Source organism: Phytopseudomonas flavescens (genome assembly GCF_900100535.1).
GTDB classification, from domain to species: Bacteria; Pseudomonadota; Gammaproteobacteria; order Pseudomonadales; family Pseudomonadaceae; genus Aquipseudomonas; species Aquipseudomonas flavescens.
Window position 1 is genome coordinate 27854 of sequence record NZ_FNDG01000016.1, and the last position, 14862, is coordinate 42715.

Annotated in this window: 17 protein-coding genes and 1 riboswitch; of the genes, 2 read left to right on the forward strand and 15 right to left on the reverse strand. The window is 64.0% G+C overall.

Annotation, left to right across the window (positions count from 1 at the left end; all coding sequences use genetic code 11):
• Nucleotides 1-7 precede the first annotated feature (7 nt).
• The 4 genes from BLR94_RS18875 to BLR94_RS18890 are packed head-to-tail and all read right to left on the reverse strand — an operon-like array spanning nt 8 to nt 3269.
• Entirely contained in the window at nt 8-442 is a 435-nt protein-coding gene (locus tag BLR94_RS18875; protein ID WP_084307625.1) for a pseudoazurin, read from the reverse strand.
• A 15-nt stretch (nt 443-457) separates the two neighbouring features.
• Nucleotides 458-1225 (reverse strand): ABC transporter ATP-binding protein, encoded by a 768-nt coding sequence (locus tag BLR94_RS18880; RefSeq protein ID WP_084307624.1) that lies wholly within the window; start codon nt 1223-1225, stop codon nt 458-460.
• Nucleotides 1222-2256, reverse strand: a complete 1035-nt coding sequence (locus BLR94_RS18885) for a FecCD family ABC transporter permease (RefSeq protein ID WP_084307623.1) — start codon at nt 2254-2256, stop codon at nt 1222-1224. The genes BLR94_RS18880 and BLR94_RS18885 overlap by 4 nt, the downstream gene beginning before the upstream one ends.
• Nucleotides 2253-3269 carry an ABC transporter substrate-binding protein gene (locus tag BLR94_RS18890; RefSeq protein ID WP_084307622.1) on the reverse strand — a complete coding sequence of 339 codons (1017 nt, stop codon included), beginning with the start codon at nt 3267-3269 and terminating at the stop codon, nt 2253-2255. Before BLR94_RS18890 ends, BLR94_RS18885 begins: the two co-directional genes overlap by 4 nt.
• A 174-nt stretch (nt 3270-3443) precedes the next feature.
• Nucleotides 3444-3639: riboswitch (cobalamin riboswitch) on the reverse strand.
• Nucleotides 3640-3922: 283 nt separating this feature from the next.
• On the opposite strand from BLR94_RS18890, the gene BLR94_RS18895 reads away from it, so the two are divergent.
• Both BLR94_RS18895 and ykgO read left to right on the forward strand, forming a co-directional pair.
• Nucleotides 3923-4183 (forward strand): type B 50S ribosomal protein L31, encoded by a 261-nt coding sequence (locus BLR94_RS18895; RefSeq protein WP_084307621.1) that lies wholly within the window; start codon nt 3923-3925, stop codon nt 4181-4183.
• Nucleotides 4180-4335 carry a type B 50S ribosomal protein L36 gene (gene ykgO, locus BLR94_RS18900; protein WP_084307620.1) on the forward strand — a complete coding sequence of 52 codons (156 nt, stop codon included), beginning with the start codon at nt 4180-4182 and terminating at the stop codon, nt 4333-4335. Before BLR94_RS18895 ends, ykgO begins: the two co-directional genes overlap by 4 nt.
• A 29-nt stretch (nt 4336-4364) precedes the next feature.
• Here the strand turns inward: ykgO and BLR94_RS18905 are convergent, their stop codons facing one another.
• The 11 genes from BLR94_RS18905 to BLR94_RS18955 form a co-directional block, all read right to left on the reverse strand.
• Nucleotides 4365-4646 (reverse strand): DUF971 domain-containing protein, encoded by a 282-nt coding sequence (locus tag BLR94_RS18905; RefSeq protein WP_084307619.1) that lies wholly within the window; start codon nt 4644-4646, stop codon nt 4365-4367.
• Nucleotides 4646-5623 carry a HEAT repeat domain-containing protein gene (locus BLR94_RS18910; protein ID WP_084307618.1) on the reverse strand — a complete coding sequence of 326 codons (978 nt, stop codon included), beginning with the start codon at nt 5621-5623 and terminating at the stop codon, nt 4646-4648. The genes BLR94_RS18905 and BLR94_RS18910 overlap by 1 nt, the downstream gene beginning before the upstream one ends.
• Nucleotides 5620-6474, reverse strand: coding sequence for an ABC transporter ATP-binding protein (locus tag BLR94_RS18915; RefSeq protein WP_084307617.1), 855 nt, complete (start codon nt 6472-6474; stop codon nt 5620-5622). Before BLR94_RS18915 ends, BLR94_RS18910 begins: the two co-directional genes overlap by 4 nt.
• A complete protein-coding gene (locus tag BLR94_RS18920) occupies nt 6474-7256 on the reverse strand; it encodes an ABC transporter permease (protein WP_084307616.1) in 783 nt (260 codons plus the stop codon). Before BLR94_RS18920 ends, BLR94_RS18915 begins: the two co-directional genes overlap by 1 nt.
• A 50-nt stretch (nt 7257-7306) precedes the next feature.
• On the reverse strand, nt 7307-8725 hold the full coding sequence (locus BLR94_RS18925) for an ABC transporter substrate-binding protein (protein ID WP_084307615.1): 1419 nt from the start codon (nt 8723-8725) through the stop codon (nt 7307-7309).
• A 235-nt stretch (nt 8726-8960) separates the two neighbouring features.
• Nucleotides 8961-9206, reverse strand: coding sequence for a 4Fe-4S dicluster domain-containing protein (locus BLR94_RS18930; protein WP_042552539.1), 246 nt, complete (start codon nt 9204-9206; stop codon nt 8961-8963).
• Between the two features lie 54 nt (nt 9207-9260).
• The gene (locus BLR94_RS18935) at nt 9261-10991 is read right to left on the reverse strand and encodes a fumarate reductase/succinate dehydrogenase flavoprotein subunit (protein WP_084307614.1); all 1731 of its coding nucleotides are present in this window, start codon (nt 10989-10991) and stop codon (nt 9261-9263) included.
• Nucleotides 10988-11737 carry a GntR family transcriptional regulator gene (locus BLR94_RS18940; protein ID WP_084307613.1) on the reverse strand — a complete coding sequence of 250 codons (750 nt, stop codon included), beginning with the start codon at nt 11735-11737 and terminating at the stop codon, nt 10988-10990. Before BLR94_RS18940 ends, BLR94_RS18935 begins: the two co-directional genes overlap by 4 nt.
• Before the next feature lie 198 nt (nt 11738-11935).
• A complete protein-coding gene (locus BLR94_RS18945; protein ID WP_084307612.1) occupies nt 11936-12163 on the reverse strand; it encodes a hypothetical protein in 228 nt (75 codons plus the stop codon).
• Nucleotides 12164-13384 (reverse strand): YeeE/YedE family protein, encoded by a 1221-nt coding sequence (locus BLR94_RS18950; RefSeq protein WP_084307611.1) that lies wholly within the window; start codon nt 13382-13384, stop codon nt 12164-12166.
• 3 nt (nt 13385-13387) lie between these two features.
• The gene (locus tag BLR94_RS18955; protein WP_084307610.1) at nt 13388-14647 is read right to left on the reverse strand and encodes a rhodanese-like domain-containing protein; all 1260 of its coding nucleotides are present in this window, start codon (nt 14645-14647) and stop codon (nt 13388-13390) included.
• Nucleotides 14648-14862 lie beyond the last annotated feature (215 nt).

A 14862-nucleotide genomic window follows, 5' to 3' on the forward strand; every position in this document is an offset into this window, starting at 1 on the left:
GGCTGACTCATTTGCTCGCGCGCTGGACGATCTGTTCCAGGCGCTGCCTGGCCCGCGCCGGCAGTTGTGCGGGAATCTGCGCCTGGCTGACCGGCTGATCGCCAACCTGGATGAGCATCACCATGCCCATTGCCAGGTGCGGAATGCACTGGATGCCATAGAGCCCTGCCTCACTGAAGGTCACCTCGACCTCTTCGTTGATCTTGCCCTTGAACGGCTCGGCGCCCTCCGGCAGGAGGCCGGGGATACTGGCCGCGTTGTGGGTCGGGTGAGTGGCGATGAACGTCACCCTGTCACCTGGGGCGATGGCGAGAAAATCCGGTTCATAGACCATCGAACCGGACGCCCCACGGTTGAGCATCTTCACTTCGTGGGTTTCGGCCAATGCCGGAGCTGTGAACAAAAGCGTAGCGAGCAAAGCGAAGAGCGGCGAAAAACGCATGACAAAAGACTCGTCTCAGATGGGTTGAAAGCGCAGCACCCGGGCACCGTCTTCAGGGTCGACCAGGTAGCGGGCGCGTACGCCGAAGGTGCCGCGCAAACGCTCGGTGGTCAGCACCTCGGCCGGTGCCCCCAGCGCCACCAGTCGACCACGCTCCATCACCCCGAGGCGGTCGCACTCAAGGGCCTGGTTGAGGTCATGCAAGGCGATCAGCGTGGTCACCGGCAGCGTGCGCACCAGATTGAGGATCGACAGCTGGTGCTGGATATCCAGATGATTGGTGGGTTCGTCGAGCAACAGGATCTGCGGTTTCTGCGCCAGTGCCCGGGCGATGTGCACGCGCTGGCGTTCACCGCCCGACAGGGTGCTCCAGGCCCGCTCCGGCATTTGCGCCATGTCCACATCGGCCAGTGCCTGAGCGACGATCCGTTCGTCCTCCGCCGACCAGGGCTGCAGGGCCGACAGCCAGGGCGTACGCCCCAGCTCGACGGCATCGCGCACCGTCACTGCATCACCGGTGTCGGCCTGCTGCTCGACGAACGCCAACTGGCGGGCGACATCGCGGCGACTCAGGCCACCCAGCGGCTTGCCCTGCAGGTGCACGCGACCACTGCCCGGCGCGCGGATACCGGACAGCAGCTTGAGCAAGGTCGATTTGCCCGAACCATTGGGACCGATCAGGCCGAGCGTCTCGCCCTGGCGCAGTCGCAGGTCGACGCCGGCGACGATCGCCCTTCCCCTCACCGACCAACCCAGGTCGCTGCACTGCAGCACCGTACTCACCGCGCCCGCCTCCCACGTACCAGAATCACCGCGAAGGCCGGCGCGCCGATCAAGGCGGTGACCACACCGATGGGCAGTACCTGCCCCTTGATCACCGTACGCGACAGCACGTCGGCGGCGATCAGGAACACCGCGCCAGTCAGGGCCGCGACCGGCACCAGCCGGCCATGCCGCACACCGACCAGCAGCCGTGCAGCGTGAGGAATCACCAGACCGACGAAACCGATGGAGCCGACGATCGACACCATCACCGCCGTGACCAGCGCCGCGCAGGCGATCAGCGTTGCCTGTACCCGGCGTACCGGCACGCCCAGCGACGCAGCCGATTCGGCACCGAAGGTGAAGGCATCCAGGGCGCGCGTATGCCAGGCCACCAGCAGCACCCCGGCCAGCGCCACGGGTATGGCCAGGGCGACATCCTGCCAGTTGACACCACTGAGGTTGCCGAGCAGCCAGAACATGATGCCCCGGGCCTGCTCGGCGCTGGCCGACTTGGTGATCAGGAACGAGGTCAGCGCGTTGAACAGTTGGGAGCCGGCGATACCGGCAAGAATGATCTGCCCGGTGCCATTCAGCACGCCGCCACCGGCGGCCCGCGCCAGCAGCGCGACCAGGCTGAAGGCGGCGATCGCGCCGATGAAGGCACCCATGGACAGCGACAGCATTCCCGCGCCCAGACCCAACAGCGCCACCGACACCGCACCGGTGGAGGCTCCGGCGGAAATCCCCAGCAGATAGGGATCGGCCAGCGGATTGCGCAGCAGCGCCTGCAGCACCACCCCGGAAACCGCCAACCCGGCACCGCAGCAGGCGGCCACCAGGGCGCGGGTCAGACGATAGTTCCAAACGATGCCCTGATCGATCGGGTCGAGCATGAAGCCCGCCCCGAACAGCTTGTTGGCCAGCACCTGAAAGACCACCGACAGCGGAATACGGGTCTCACCCAGCGCCACACCGACGACCACCGCCGCGGCCAGCAACAGCAGGCAGGCGATGGTCAGCAGGAACAGGCGGGAGCCGCGGGCAATCATTTCTGCAGATCGAACCCGTCAACGGCCTTGGCCAGGGTCTCGATGCCGGTGATCATGCGCAGTGAAGCCTGCATGCCGTCGGCATCGAGAATCACGATGCGGCCGTTCTTCACGGCATCCATGTGCTTGGCGACCGGATCATTACGCAGGAACTCGAGTTTCTTCTCCACGTCGTCAGCCGGGAAACGGCGGCGATCCATGCGCGCGAGCACCAGCACGGTCGGGTTGGCCTTGGCCAGGGTTTCCCAGCCGACGGTCGGCCACTCTTCGCTGGACTCGACCACGTTTTGCAGCCCCAGCGATTTCATCATGGTGTCGGCAACGCCTTTCTGACCGGCCATGTAGGGATCGAGATCCAGGTCGGCGCTGGAGAACCAGAACGCGGCGGAGATCTGCTTCGCCTGACGCTGCTCGGCGTTTGCAACCGCCTTTCCGAGCCGCTCCTGCAGGCTGCTGACCAGCTTGTCGCCCTCAGCCTGCACGTCGAAGATTTGCGCCAATTGCTGAATGCTCTTGTACAGGCTGTCGATCTGGAAAGGCTGCAGACGAGTACCGTCGGCACCCACCAGATTGTCCTTGCCCTCGCAGTCGGACGGCATGATGTAGGTCGGAATCTTCAGCGCGTGAAACTGCTCACGGGTGCCGACCACGCCCTGCTTGCCCACCATCCACTCGAACTGCACGGCCACCAGCCCGGGGCGCTTGTTGATCACCGACTCGAAGCTCGGGTCGTTATCGGCCAGCCGCTCGACCTTGGCGTTCTGTGCCTCGAACTCGGGCAGCACGTTGCTGAACCACAGCGAGGTGCCCGCCAGACGGTCGCCAAGCCCGAGGGAATAGAGGATTTCGGTGCCGGCCTGACCGATGGTGACGGCGCTCTTCGGCGCGGCGGCGAAGCTCAGCTCATGGCCGCAGTTCTCGAGGGTCAGGGGGTATTGAGTCGGGGTGGCGGCCAGCGCCATCGAAGACAGGCCAAGGGTGGCGGCCAGAACGGCGAAACGAGACACGGTCATGCGGGTGATCTCCCAATCAACGGATACGCATAAATGGCAGTGCGCAGGCTGGAGAACACATCACGCCAAGCGGCCATGGCCGCGCCTGTCCCTGAGGCAGGTGATTACGGATGCACCTCCCGGACACCCCGCCGGCTGGTTCGATTGCAGTGCCCGACACGGCTGCATCGCAGCGGATCGGACCTTGCGCCGGCAGGTCTCCTGACTGGTACGTCGTGGCAACGCTGCGGCCTTCCCGGGTTCGAACCCAGTGACACGAATGCAGCGGTGCTCGGTACCTACAGTTGCGGGGGCAGTTCCGTTTGGCCACCAGAGATGGCGACGGATTCCCTATTAATTCCTTGCGGAAACCGGCGGGCGGCATCTTAAACGATTAACTCACTCTCCTGCAGCGCTTCGCTGCAGTTTCTGCACCACGGTCGCGCGCAACGGAACCGAGCCCAGTGCCTGCACAGCGAAGGTCGGCGGGCATTATTGTTACAACATAACAATATGGCAAGGCCAATTCCGCCCTTTTTCCATGATTGCCTGAACCGCCTCATCGGGCCGAGCAAAGTATTCCCCCGAGAAATCCACGGATGGACTTGAAATGAGAAGAAAAATCAACAACACTGATAAAAGGTTACTTTATAACGTAATAATCTGGAGCGCCCATGAAACCTGGTATCCACCCTGACTACCGCCCCGTGCTGTTTCACGACGTCTCGGCCGACGCCTACTGGCTGATCGGCTCCACGGTCGACACCGACAAGACCCGCACCCACAGCGACGGCAATACCTATCCCTACGTCACCCTGGATGTCTCCAGCGCCTCGCACCCCATCTATACCGGCCAGCAGCGCCAGGTTGCCAGCGAAGGCCGGGTCGCTGGGTTCAAAAAACGCTTCGCCGGATTCGCAGGAGCCAAGGCATGAAAGTCCTCGCCTCGCTGAAACAGGCCAAACTGCGCCACCGCGATTGCCAGATCGTCAAACGCCGCGGCCGCATCTACGTAATCTGCAAGACCGAGCCGCGCTTCAAATGCGTACAGGGTCGCCCCAAACCGCAGCGCAAGAACAAGGGATGATGCCCTGTCACTACATGAGCTGAACCGGATCAGTTCAGCTCGCGCAAATAACGCCACGGATAGATGCCACGGTCGTGGCCATCATCGAACACCAGTTGCACGCCGTAGCCCTGAGCATGGATGGCAGCGATGCGTATGCCGTCCGGCACGACGTCGATGCACTGCGCAAGGCGGGCCGCCCGGCATTTCGAACATGGGCAGCAAGCTCGCAGACGAGCGTGACTGACGACCTGCAATTGGCCATCACTCCACTCCATGGTCAGGGTCGATCGTGCGCTGCTGTTGCGTAGCGCCACGGGGGCTTGATTCATCACCCGACCGCGCGCAGCTGACCGATAGCGATACGTACTGCCTTGCGCACTTCCGGGTCGGCATCCTGCTCGACAGCCAGCAATGCGGGCAGTGCCTGAGCGTCGCCCAGTTCGCCAAGCGCCAGCGCGGACTCCTTGCGCAGGTTGCTGATGGCGTGCCCAAGCAGTTCCACCAGCGCCTCACGGGCCGCCGCGAATCGCAGGCGGCCGAGCGAGCGCACCGCACGCAGCCGCACCTGCCAGTAGCTGTCGCTCAGCGCCTCGAGCAGCGCAGGGCCGGCGCCCGCCTGGCCAACCTTGCCGAGGGTGGTGGCTGCCTCCTCGCGCACCTGCCATTCGCGATCCTTGAGCGCCGTCTGCAGGGCCGGCAGCACGCTGTCGTCGCTGGCCAGCCCCAGCGCACCGGTGGCGGCACGGCGTACTTCGGTATCGGCATCATCGCTGGCCAGGCGCGCCAGTTGCGGCAGTGCATCGGCCTGTTTCAACCAGCCAAGGATGCCGACCGCTTCGCGGCGCACGAAGGCATCGCTGTCCTGTAGTGCGGCGATGGCAGTGGGTACGCTGTCGATCAGCCGCAACTCACGTAGAGCCCGCAAGGCACTGGCCCGCACGAACGGGTCGGCATGCCTGGCCCAGGGCAGCACCACGCGACCGGCATCGGCGGTTTTCAATTCGCTGAGGCTCTGAGCGGCGGCGCCGCGCACGCGTGCGTCGGCATCGGTCAGCGCAGCGCACAGGGCATTTACCACCTCGAGCTCCTCCCAGGCTTCCAGCAGGCGAGCAGCCTCGGCGCGGACATCGGCGGATGCGTCCCGGGTCAGGGCATGGGTCAGCCAGGGCAAGGCTTCCGGCTCTTCCAGGTCGGCCAGTGCGATCAGGGCGATGCGGCGCACGCCGGCGTCCTCATCGTGCAGACGTGGCAGCAGATCGAGAATGTCGGGGTTATCGGTGCTCACATAGGTGCTCAGGCCGGTCATAGCGCAACTCGCAATGGTGGATGTTCGGTGGGCAGCCCGAGCGGCGTCAGGCGTGGTAGCTCGCGGCCTTCTTCATGGCGCAGCAGCTCCAGGCAGTGGCGCTTGAGCTGCACGAATTCCGGGCTGGTCAACAGGCCCGCATGCCGCGGACGGCGGAAGTCCAGGCGCAGGTCTTCGATGAAGCGTCCCGGCCGCGGACTCATCACCAGAATGCGATCGGCCAGGAACAAGGCTTCGTCGATATCGTGGGTGACGAACACCACGGTGGTGCGCACCCTGCCCCAGATATCCAGCAGCAACTCCTGCATCTTGCTGCGGGTCTGCGCGTCCAGCGCGCCGAAGGGTTCGTCCATCAGCAACAGGCGTGGACGGTTGATCAGTACCCGGGCGATCTCGGCGCGCTGCTGCATGCCGCCGGAGAGCTGATTGGGCCAGCGCGAAGCGAAGTCCTGCAGGCCGACCAGGTTGAGAAAGTCACGCGCCCGCTGCTGCCGTTCAGCCTTGCCGATGCCCTGCATCTTCAGGCCGAAGGCGACGTTGTCGAGCACGCTGCGCCAGGGCAGCAGGGTGTGATGCTGGAACACCATGCCGCGCTGCGGTGACGGGCCATCCACCGCCTGGTCGTCGACTCGCAAGCTACCGGCGCTGGGCGTCAGGTGCCCGGCCAGGGCGCCGAGCAAGGTCGACTTGCCGCAGCCGGAGGGGCCAAGAATGCACACGAATTCGCCAGCGGCGATGGAGAAGTCCAGCGCCTGCACGGCTTCGAACGCCTGCGCGCCCTCGCCGAGGCGGATGGTCAGTTTCTCGATATCGATGCGTCCGGCCGACAGGTCGGTTTCATGAATGCTCATCAGCGACGCCCTCCGCTGCGATACCAGGGCGTCAGCAGGCTGCCGAGGCGTTTGACCAGCAGGCTGCTGCCCATGCCGAGCAGGCCGATCAGCAGCATGCCGACGATGATGTCCGGGTAATTCTGGATGGTGTACGACTCCCAGGTGTAATAGCCGATGCCGAACTGCCCGGAGATCATTTCCGCGGTGACCAGGCAGAACCAGGAGGTACCCATGCCGATCGCCAGGCCGGTGACGATGCTCGGTGCAGACCCCGGGAGGATCACCTCGCGAAGGATCGCCAGGCGCCCTGCACCAAGGCTGCGGGCCGACGCGATCAAGCGGGCATCGACGCCCTCCACCCCGTGCACGGTGTTGAGCAGCACCGGAAACAGCGCACCGGTGAAGGTGATGAAGATCATCGACAGTTCCGACGAGGGAAACATCAGGATCGCCAGGGGAATCCAGGCCACGGCAGGAATCGGCCGCAGCACCTCCAGCGGCGGCAGCAGGCTGTCTTCGGCCCAGCGGGAACGGCCGATGGCGATGCCCAGGGCGACGCCCAGCAGCGCTGCGATCAGGTAGCCGCTGAATACCCGGCCCAGGCTGGCACCCACGTGATCCCAGAGTCTGCTGGATTCGATCAGCGCGATGGCTGCATCGACCACCGACTCGGGCGTGGGCACGTAGATGAAGGTGAGCAGCCCCAGATCCAGGTGCGAGGTGGTCGCCACCTGCCAGAACAGCAGGCAGAACGCCAACGACGCCAGGCGCAACGGCCAACGGTGCAGAGAAGTCATCATCAGGCTCCAGTAAGGTGCTGCGCCACGGGAGGCGTGGCGCAGCGGGCCGATCAGCGTGCGGCTACCTGGCGCTGGTTGGCGCTGCCGAAGTCCAGCGCCTCACCACCGTGAGCCTTGGCATAGGCCTGGGCCTGATCCTTGAGCAGGAAGGCGCTGAGTTCACCCTTGCCGTTACGCACGAACCAGGCCTGGTTGGCCAGCAGCTTGATGCCGCTGTCGCTGGCCTGGGCATAGATGGCACGGATGTCCTTGCCCTCCTCCTCGAGCTGCGCCAGCGCCTTGAAGGCCGCTTCCGGTGAGGCGTAGTGGCGTACCTTGCTTTCACCACGCACCCAGATCTGCGCCACGCGCTTGAAGTCGGTGATTGGCTGGCCGGTAACCGCGTCCTTGGCCGCTAGCGGCAATTGCGCGTAATTGGCCAGTGCTTTCGCGTAATCGCGACCGTCTGCCTCGAAGGCGGCCTTGATGTACTGGTCGTCGACGAACTGCTCGACGTTCAGCCCACGGTCGGTCTTCTTCAGCAGCTTGAGGGTGTCGATGGAGGTGGTGACGGCCTGGCGGTACTCGGGCTTCCAGGTCAGGTCACGGGTCTGCAACCCGAGCGGGCCGTGGAACAGATAATTCACCTCGGCCTCGATACCGGTGACCTTCTCGATCAGCTCGCTGTACTTCTCCGGCTCGGCAGCGAACAGGCGGTCCGCTTCCAGGCCGGCGCGCAGGTAGGCGGTGACCACTTCCGGGTACTTCCTGGCGTAGTCGGCATCCACCAGCGCACCATGGAAGGTGGGCGCGTCCGCCTGGGAGCCGTCGTAGATCTTGCGCGCGAAGCCACGGTTGGGGAACAGTTCGGCGAACGGCACGAAGTCGGCGTGGGCCTCGATGCGGTTGCTGCGCAGCGCCGAGCCGGCAATTTCCGGGGCCTGGGCGATGATGCGCACGTCCTTCTGCGGGTCCCAGCCCTGGGCAGCGACGGCACGCAGCAGCATGCCGTGGGCGGTGGACGCGAACGGCACGGAAATGGTCTTGCCCTTCAGTTCGGCCAGCGATTGCACGCTGGACGCCGCCGGCACCACGATGCCGTTGCCACTGCCCTTGGTACTGCCCGACAACACGGTGATGAACAGGCTCTGCTTGCCGGCATCGCGGTGGGCCACGCCGTTGAACGAACCGGGGAAGTCAGCCATGGCGCCGAAATCGAGCTTGCCGGCGACCATTTCGTTGGTCAGCGGCGCGCCGCTGGTGAAGTTCTTCCACTCCACTTCGTACTTGGCGTCCTTGTACTTGCCATCGCGCGGCAGGTATTTGTCGAGCAGGCCGAGCTCGCGGATCAGCAACCCGCCGGTGGCGCAGTTGATGGTGGTGTCCTGGGTGCCGATGGCGATGCGAATCGGCTCTTGGTTGGATTGCGCCTGAGCATTGATGCTGCCGATGGCCAGCGCAAGGCCGACCAGAGTGGTACGCAAGTGCATGGGTGTCTCCCCTCGAATCAATAGGTGTTGGAATCGTCTCCGCCATCGGGTCGAGGGTGGGAAACGAGGGGTGTGGCATCGGGCGTCCGGTGGTTGGCCGGATGGCGTGTCGCTTTTTATAAGAGGTTGTCGGTGGATAAGCTTCGCGTTGGCTGCGCGCCCCGATCCACCCTACGTGGTGGTTGCGTGTCGGTAGCCTGGGTGGAGCGCAGCGATACCCGGGTTGAGCGGCGGCTCAACGCAGCAGGTAGGGAATCTCGACGCGCACCGCGTCGGTCGGGCAATCCTTCTCGCAGGGCATGCAATACCAGCACTCGTCGAAGGCCATGTAGGCCTTCTGGGTCGCCGGGTTGATCGCCAGCAGGTCCATGGGGCAGACGTCGACGCACACGGTGCAGCCCTTGTGGGCGATGCACTTGTCTTCGTCGATGGTCACGGGCGCATTGCTGCGAAACAGGATTTCCTGGGGCTGGAAGGCCATATCACGGTGTCCTCGGAGCCTGTGGCTCTCGTTATGGTGGTGCACGCTGTCTGATCAGGCCGCTTCGGTCTTTACCCGCAAGCGGTTGTAGGCCTGCTGCTCTTCATCGTCCAGGGGGATCAGGTAGGGCTCGACCGGCTTCTTGAAGCTGACCATCTGGCCGTGTTCGTCCTTTTTCAGGTGGCAGTGCACGAACCATTCGGCGTCATTGCGCTGTGGGTGATCGACCCGGTGGTGGTACAGGCCCCAGCGGCTTTCCTGGCGAAACAGCGAGGCGCGGGCGGCCATCTCGGCGCAGTCGCGAATCACGCTGACTTCCATGGCGCGCATCAACTCGTGGGCGTTGCTGGCCTTCAGCTCGCCCAGATCCGCTTCGATGGCAGCGAAGCGCTGCAGGCCGATCTCCATCTTCCTGGTGACCTTGGGCGGCTGCAGGTAATCGTTTACGAAGCGGCGCAGCTTGTACTCCACCTGCGCCGGCGGCAGGCCGTGCTCGCGGTTCAGCGGCGCATAGACCCGCGCCCGCTCGGCGTCGATCTGCGCCTGATCCAGTGCGCTGTAGTCGCGCTCGGCGACGAAGTCGGCAGCGTTGTTGCCCGCGAACCAGCCGTAGGTGAAGGCGCCGAGCATGTAGTTGTGCGGCACCGCCGCCATGTCTCCGGCCGAATACAGGCCCTTGACCGAGGTTTCCGCCCGCTCGTTGACCCACACGCCGGAAGCGCTGTGGCCACTGCAGAAGCCGATCTCGGAGATGTGCATCTCGACCATGCTGGAGCGGTAGTCGGTACCACGCCCGGCATGGAACTGAGCACGGCTGGGGCGCTCGTTGCTGTGCAGGATGTCCTCGATGTTCTGGATGGTTTCCTCGGCCAGGTGATCGAGTTTGAGGAACACCGGGCCGTTGCCGCCTTCGAGCTCCTGATGGAACTCCCACATCATCTGGCCGCTCCAGTAGTCGCACTCGATGAAGCGCTCGCCCTTGTTGTTGGCGGTATAGCCACCCAGCGGGCCGGTCACGTAGGCGCAGGCCGGGCCGTTGTAATCCTTGATCAGCGGGTTGATCTGGAAGCATTCCAGATTGGCCAGCTCGGCACCGGCGTGATAGGCCATGGCGTAACCGTCGCCGGCATTGGTCGGGTTCTCGTAGGTGCCCATCAGGTAACCCGAAGCCGGTAGCCCGAGCCGCCCGGCCGCACCGCAGCAGAGAATCACCGCCTTGGCCTTGATCACGTGGAAATCGGCGGTGCGGCAGTCGAAACCCATCAGGCCGTTGACTGCGCCGTCGGCATCGGTCAGCAGGCGTGTGGCCACCAGGCGATTGGTAATTTCCACCCGGGCGCGCTTGAGCTGGCGATACAGCACCTTCTTGATGTCGTGCCCTTCGGGCATCGGCAACACGTAGGCGCCCATGTGATGCACCTTCTTCACCGCGTAGTCGCCGGTTTCATCCTTCTCGAACTTCACGCCCCAGCGGTCGAGCTGCTCGATGGTCTGGAAACTGTGGGTGGCATAGGCGTACACGGCGGCCTGATTGACGATGCCGTCATTGGCCACGGTGATTTCCTTGGTGTACTGCTCGGGCGTGGCGTGGCCGGGCACGATGGCGTTGTTGAGGCCATCCATGCCCATGCTGATCGCCCCGCTGCGCTTGACGTTGGCCTTGTCGACCAGCAGCACGCGCAACGCCTTGTTGCGTTCCTTGGCCTTGATCGCGGCCATGGGGCCGGCGGTTCCACCGCCGATGATGACGATGTCGTATTCCTGTTCCAGGGTAACGATGCTCATGGCTGCTCGCCCTTCTGTCGGTCGATGCGCAGGCGATACTGGAAGGCATCGCCACGGTAATAGAGGTGTTCGAAATCCAGCGGTGTGCCGTCGGCGGTGTGGGTCAGGCGCTCGATGCGCATGATCGGCGAGCCCTCCTCCACGGCCAGTGCCTGGGTCAGGTCGCTGTCGGCAAGCACGGCGTCGATGGCCAGATCCGCATGGCCCAGGGCGATGCCACAGTCGTTTTCGAGGATCAGAAAGATGTCCCGCGTGACCAGATCGGCTTTCTCCAGCTTCTCGCCCGCGGCGTGGGGCAGCCAGGTGATTTCCAGGGAAATCGGCTCGCGGTTGATCAGCCGCACCCGGCGGATCTCCGTAACGCTGCTGCCCTCCGCCACCTGCAGGCGCTCGGCAACCAGCGCCGACGCCGGCACGTGGCGCAGGCTGCGCAGCTTGTTGAGCACCTCGTAGCCCATCTGCTTCATCGACTCGCCCAGGCCCTGCAGGGTGCTGACGTTCTGGAACGCCTTGGGCTTGGCCACGAAGGTACCCTTGCCATGGATCTTGAAGATCAGCCCTTCCTTCTGCAGGTCACCCAGCGCCTGGCGTACGGTGATGCGGCTGACGCCGTAGGTCTGGCCCAGTTCGTTCTCCGACGGCATGCGGCTGTGCGGCGCATAGGTGCCATCGAGAATGCGCGAGCGCAGCAACTCCTTGAGCTGGCTGTACAGGGGAACGGGCGAAAGCGGTATGAGCTGAGGCATGTGAATCCTTTTTGATCAACTTGTCATAACAAGTAGTGGCGAGAAAATAGCGGATACTCGCAGTCGCTGGAAATATTGATATCGAATAAGCATATGGCTGGAAACCAGCGGGTTCGCCGACAACGCGGTACGCATAGGTGAGGCACGCCTGCTCCAACGAACAGGACGCTCAAAGCGTGAACCTGCTTCGGGTAGGTATCAGGCTGGATCGCACTCCAGCGGCATGCCGCACGGTGCGAATCCGCAGAAGGCATCGACACTGCCGCCCCGCCCCTGATCCTCGGCACTGACCGGCTCCAGGGTGCGCAGCGCCTGCCGAGGTTGTCCGGCGTATCCATGCAGATCCACGGCCAGCGCCAGGACCACGCAAAGGCTGAGCAGCAGCCAGCCAGCTCGGGCCAGGGATCTATCCTTCACGAGGGCCATTCAATTCTCCAGTCCGAACAGTCGACGGGCGCGCACGCCCGCAAGACTGCCCAGCAGCGCCAGCGCGAACCATATCCAGCCATGCAGGCTGCCGGAGGCGATGCCGCTGAACAGCGCACCGACATTGCAGCCGAACGCCAGCCTGGCACCGTAGCCCATCAGCAAACCACCGATCACTGCGGCCGCCAGGGACTTCAGCGGCACCCGCAGCACCGGCGCGAAACGCTTGCTGAGCCCCGCAGCCAGCAAAGCACCGAGAATCAGCCCGAAGTTGGTCACCGAGGTGGTTTCCGCCAGCACCGGTCCGGCCAATGCCTGGGCCGGCATCGACCAGGTCCAGTACTCCCAGTTGCCGACATCCAGCCCGAGCAGGGTCGCCAACTTCGCCCCCCACAGATTGAACGCGAAGGTCACCGACCAGGGCTGCCCGGAGAGCAACAGATTGCAAACACCGAGCACCGCCAGCGCCAGAGATGCCCAGGCCAACGGCCAGTGTCCGCGCCAGAACCGCTGGTGCCACGGGCTAGCTGCGCTCTCTTGGGCGGACCTGAAGATCGAGGCGACCTGCCGACGCCTGCGTACTTCCCAGGCACGCGCCAGCAGGCCGACAGCAGCCAGGGCCAGCCACTGCAAGGCGACTGCAGGCCACAGGCCAATCAGCTCCGCCGGCTGGATGACGCCGATGCTGTATTGCGACGACCACCAGGGCAGATGAGCCGTGCCGATCAATGCACCGATGATGAAAAACACCAGGGTGACCAGCATCCGCGTGCTGCCGCCACCGACGGTGAACAGCGTTCCCGAGGCGCACCCGCCACCCAGCTGCATGCCGAAACCGAACAGCAGTGCGCCGACGGCCAATGAAACACCGAGAGGCCCCAGGGCTCCGGTCAATGGCTGACCGAAAGCGTCCCCTCTTTCGAGCAACGGCATGATTACCGCGCAAGCCAGGGCGATGGACAGCATCTGTGCGCGGATACTGGCTGTACGCCCCTCGGTGATTGCCGCTCGCCAGCCACCGGCAAAGCTGAAACTGGCCTGGTACAGGACGAAGCCGAGGGCCACGCCCACCAGAGCCAGAAGCCCCTGGCGCAGATCGATGGCCAGGTAGCAGGTGATGGCCAGTAGCGCGATGCCCACGCCGGCAACCGCCACTACCGGTGCATCGATCACGGCAGCCGATCTAGAGGGCGACAGGCCGAACGTTTGGCTGGACGACATGGATCAGCCCTTGCTCGGCCCGTAAGCCGGGTTGACCCAGCCTTCCCACTTGCCCTCGAACGCGTCGACCTTCTCGAAACCGAGCAGCTTGAGGACGGTATAGCTCTGCGCCAGCTGCAAGCCGCCCCGGGCGAAGATCACCACATGTTTGTCCGGGGTCACGCCCTGGGCGGTGAACAGCGCGCGCAGCGCCTCGGCATCCTTCAGGCTGCGCTGCTCGTCGAGGGTGTCGTTCCAGAACACATTGACCGATTCGGGAATGCGGCCCACCTGGTAGTCCGCTGGTGCACGCACGTCCACCACGATGGCACGCTCGTCGGCCTGCAAGGCCTTCACTTCGGTTTCATTGAGAAAGCGCGGCCCCAGTGATTTTGGGCTATCGAGGGCATCGCCAGCGAACGAGAAATTGCCCAGCCCCAGCGCCTGCGGGTTGCCGTCACGACTCCACTCGTCCCAGCTCTTGTCGTAGAACTTGATGTTGTTGTAACCAAGGTCCTTGAGGAACAGATAGGAACTGGATGCCGCCGCGCCGCTGCCACAGTAGGCGACGATTTCGTCGTCAGGGCTGATGCCCTTTGCCTTCAGTTCGGCGACCAGCTCATCGCGCGGCCTGAGAACCGAGGTCTTGCCGTCGACGAAGCTGGTGGAAGACAGCGCCTGCGCCGTGGGGATCACACCGTCGTCAGTGGCGTCGGCCACACGTGCATCGAGGATACGCGTCTTGCCGTCACCGACCCTGCTGGCCACGTAATCCTTCTCGATCCGGTTCTCCTGCTTGCGGGTCAGCTTGAACTCGCTGGGCGCGGGCTTGGCGGCCTGGGTCACCAGCTTGCCTTTCCACTGGCTGAGGCCACCGTCGAGCACGTGCAAGTCGCTGAAGCCTGCGTACTCCAACACCACGAAGGCACGCCCGGCCAGTGACGTGGCGCCGTAGATCAGCAGCGTATCGGCGTAGCTGATACCGGCAGCGCTCAGCGCCCGTTCTATCGCCTCGTCACTGGCGTACTCGTTGCGGATGCCGTCGCGCTCGGAAACGTTCAACGACTGCCAGGGCAGATGGATGGCACCGGCGATATGCCCCTTGTCGTACTCGGCCTTGCTGCGGATATCCAGGACCTTCACGTTCTTTTGCTGGCTGAGGGTCTGGAACTGCTCCTGGGGCAGAACGATGCCTGCGGGCTTCTGAGCCAAAGCCAGGCCGGGAACAGCGATGGCAGCCACGAGGCTGCTGGCGAGAATCGTGCGGATAAAAGGGCGGTTCATGGAGAGTTCTCGAAAGGGTTATCGGCCGGGGCCGGAAAGGTCTGTCGAGATCATAAGTACGCTAATCAATTCATTTAAATAATTTATAGACCACCTTTAATTCCATAAAGGAATATATGGACTTGTCCGTCAGGCACGCGTGAAGTATTGCACCAACACATCTGTCTGGATGTTCTCGACTCTATACCTGGGCGGAATTCGATGCGATGGGGCGG

Coding starts and splice junctions, on each gene's coding strand:
- BLR94_RS18875 (WP_084307625.1), bottom strand. CDS start 442: ATGCGTTTTTCGCCGCTCTTCGCTTTGCTCGCTACGCTTTTGTTCACA.
- BLR94_RS18885 (WP_084307623.1), bottom strand. CDS start 2,256: ATGATTGCCCGCGGCTCCCGCCTGTTCCTGCTGACCATCGCCTGCCTG.
- BLR94_RS18890 (WP_084307622.1), bottom strand. CDS start 3,269: ATGACCGTGTCTCGTTTCGCCGTTCTGGCCGCCACCCTTGGCCTGTCT.
- BLR94_RS18895 (WP_084307621.1), top strand. CDS start 3,923: ATGAAACCTGGTATCCACCCTGACTACCGCCCCGTGCTGTTTCACGAC.
- ykgO (WP_084307620.1), top strand. CDS start 4,180: ATGAAAGTCCTCGCCTCGCTGAAACAGGCCAAACTGCGCCACCGCGAT.
- BLR94_RS18905 (WP_084307619.1), bottom strand. CDS start 4,646: ATGAATCAAGCCCCCGTGGCGCTACGCAACAGCAGCGCACGATCGACC.
- BLR94_RS18910 (WP_084307618.1), bottom strand. CDS start 5,623: ATGACCGGCCTGAGCACCTATGTGAGCACCGATAACCCCGACATTCTC.
- BLR94_RS18915 (WP_084307617.1), bottom strand. CDS start 6,474: ATGAGCATTCATGAAACCGACCTGTCGGCCGGACGCATCGATATCGAG.
- BLR94_RS18920 (WP_084307616.1), bottom strand. CDS start 7,256: ATGATGACTTCTCTGCACCGTTGGCCGTTGCGCCTGGCGTCGTTGGCG.
- BLR94_RS18925 (WP_084307615.1), bottom strand. CDS start 8,725: ATGCACTTGCGTACCACTCTGGTCGGCCTTGCGCTGGCCATCGGCAGC.
- BLR94_RS18930 (WP_042552539.1), bottom strand. CDS start 9,206: ATGGCCTTCCAGCCCCAGGAAATCCTGTTTCGCAGCAATGCGCCCGTG.
- BLR94_RS18935 (WP_084307614.1), bottom strand. CDS start 10,991: ATGAGCATCGTTACCCTGGAACAGGAATACGACATCGTCATCATCGGC.
- BLR94_RS18940 (WP_084307613.1), bottom strand. CDS start 11,737: ATGCCTCAGCTCATACCGCTTTCGCCCGTTCCCCTGTACAGCCAGCTC.
- BLR94_RS18945 (WP_084307612.1), bottom strand. CDS start 12,163: ATGGCCCTCGTGAAGGATAGATCCCTGGCCCGAGCTGGCTGGCTGCTG.
- BLR94_RS18950 (WP_084307611.1), bottom strand. CDS start 13,384: ATGTCGTCCAGCCAAACGTTCGGCCTGTCGCCCTCTAGATCGGCTGCC.
- BLR94_RS18955 (WP_084307610.1), bottom strand. CDS start 14,647: ATGAACCGCCCTTTTATCCGCACGATTCTCGCCAGCAGCCTCGTGGCT.